Here is a 2,246-nt window from a genome sequence, read left to right as displayed (position 1 = left end):
TAATTGTTCCAATATTTTTTCATGCCGCTCAACTGAAAGCATCTAAAATCCCCCGTAAAAACCAATTTGATTTTTTAATTATAGAACAATTATGAACAAAAACAAACATTTTTTCATAAAAAAACTATTCCAGCATAAAAAACCCATAGGGACATAATATCCCTACGGGTAATTAGCTTTAAATACTATCCTCTTGCTTCTCTTACGGCATCGATAAATCTAGCAGCAGTTGCTGTTATTTCCTGTAAGTATGTCTCTGTTAACTCTTTTTTCGTATTTACTAATGAGCTTCCAACACCGACCCCAACTGCACCTGCTTTTATGTAATCCCCAGCATTATCTATCGTAATTCCACCAGTTGAAATGATTGGAATTTGCGGAAGAGGACCGTGAATATCTTTTATATAGCTTGGCCCGAAAACATTTGCAGGAAATACTTTGATCATATCTGCGCCACTTTCGTAAGCGGTTAAAATTTCTGTCGGTGTTAATGCACCTGGGATGCTAACAACCCCATATCTTTTGGCCATTTCGATCGTTTTTCGATTAGTTGTCGGTGAAAAAATAAATTTCGCACCAGACATAATCGCCGTTCTTGCTGTCTCAGCATCAAGTACAGTTCCAGCTCCTACAAGCACGTCATTACACTCTTGTGATGCTTTTTCAATGGCTGCACATGCACCTGGTGTTTCGACGGTTATCTCTAATACTTTTACGCCACCATCGCTTAACGCCTTTGCAATTTGAATAATATTATCCTTTGTCGCACCGCGAATAACCGCGGCTACCCCTGTTTCTTGAATGATTTCAATATGACTCATATTATTTCCCCCTACCCTATGATTAAAAATTCAAAAAAATTCGTTCTCTACCGAATAGTATATAGAGGTATCATCATTTTCTCTACATTTTTTTACAAGAAAATGTACTTTTTTGTTCATTTACTACCTTTTACTGCTGAATGAATGATTCCTCCATATGATTACATGAACTGCTAGGAAAAATTTGATACACTTAAACTAGTTTGATCACTTTGAAAGGATGCTGCTAATATGGATAAACAAGAGCTTAATCAAAAAATAGAAGAGTTAAAATTGGAATATATTAAAATTCAAGGAGATATTGAAAAGCTAGAGTCGACAGGACATTCGATTGATAAGCTTGAGGCAAAATTAAGCGAAATCGAAAAGGATTTAACAACCTATCGAACGAGGCTAGCTAGCCTGTAATAAAGTGGGACAGGAAATTCCCCACCTTTTACTTTATTAGATTTGGTGGGACATTTCCTGTTAATCCAGCAATTAAATTATCAGCTGCTAATCTTGCCATCTTATCTCTCGTTTCCTTTGTTGCTGAACCGATATGTGGCAAGGTAACTACGTTCGGTAAGGCTAGCAAATGGTTCTCCTTCGCTATTGGCTCCTGTTCGTAAACATCTAGACCAGCTGCCAAAATCCACTGCTCTTTAAGTGCCTTTATAAGGGCTTGTTCATCAACGTTTTTTCCTCTTGAACCATTTATAAAAATCGCTGAGCGTTTCATTAAGCGTAATTCACGCTCTCCAATCATTTTATCGGTTTCTGGTGTGTACGGCGTCATTAAGCAAACATAATCAGAGTTCTTTAACAAGTCGGCAAGCTCACAATACTCTGCAGAAAATTCATTTTCAATTTCTTCCTTGCGTGAACGATTATGATACAAAATGTTCATATCAAAGCCAAAATGGCCCCGCTTTGCAATCGCTCTACCGATACTGCCCATTCCGATAATTCCGAGAGTTTTATGATGAACATCAACACCAAATAAACTCTCGCCAATTGTCCCAGACCACTCCCCATTTTTCACATAATGATCAAGCTCAGGAATTCGTCTTGCTGTTGCAAGTAGTAGCCCAAAAATCGTATCAGCTGTCGTATCAACTAATACACCTGGCGTATTTGTCGCTTTAATTCCTCTTCTGCGGAGCTCATTCATATCAAGATTGTCATATCCTACAGATATATTTGAAATGATTTTTAAATTTGGTGCCATCTCTAATAATTCTTGATTCATTTTCATGCTTGCTCCTAATAAGCCATCAGCTGTTTGAAGCTCCTTGAGAAACTCTTGATAATTCCCATCATGTAAACGTTCAAAATAAACGACCTCAAACTGAGATGTTAAATTTTCTATAATATCATTTGGTACTTTTCGATAAACAATTACCTTTTGCTTCACATTCTCCACTCCTAAAATTTCATGTGTAT

General features: G+C 37.0%; 3 protein-coding genes. 1 reads left to right on the top strand and 2 read right to left on the bottom strand.

Annotated elements, in window-relative coordinates:
* Positions 1–185: 185 nt before the first annotated feature.
* Positions 186–821: a bifunctional 4-hydroxy-2-oxoglutarate aldolase/2-dehydro-3-deoxy-phosphogluconate aldolase gene (locus HU235_RS22535; RefSeq protein WP_095298700.1), complete on the bottom strand. Its 636-nt coding sequence runs from the start codon at positions 819–821 to the stop codon at positions 186–188.
* Positions 822–1,052: 231 nt separating this feature from the next.
* Between HU235_RS22535 and HU235_RS22530 the strand changes: the two genes are divergently transcribed.
* A complete protein-coding gene (locus tag HU235_RS22530) occupies positions 1,053–1,229 on the top strand; it encodes an SE1832 family protein (RefSeq protein ID WP_170944258.1) in 177 nt (58 codons plus the stop codon).
* Between the two features lie 28 nt (positions 1,230–1,257).
* Here the strand turns inward: HU235_RS22530 and HU235_RS22525 are convergent.
* On the bottom strand, positions 1,258–2,246 hold a 989-nt coding region (locus HU235_RS22525), incomplete at its 5' end, for a 2-hydroxyacid dehydrogenase (RefSeq protein WP_325100954.1).

The organism is Metabacillus niabensis, from assembly GCF_902829255.1.
Lineage (GTDB): Bacteria > Bacillota > Bacilli > Bacillales > Bacillaceae > Metabacillus > Metabacillus niabensis.
This window is presented reverse-complemented; position numbering and strand designations above follow the sequence as displayed.

Coding starts and splice junctions, on each gene's coding strand:
- HU235_RS22535 (WP_095298700.1), bottom strand. CDS start 821: ATGAGTCATATTGAAATCATTCAAGAAACAGGGGTAGCCGCGGTTATT.
- HU235_RS22530 (WP_170944258.1), top strand. CDS start 1,053: ATGGATAAACAAGAGCTTAATCAAAAAATAGAAGAGTTAAAATTGGAA.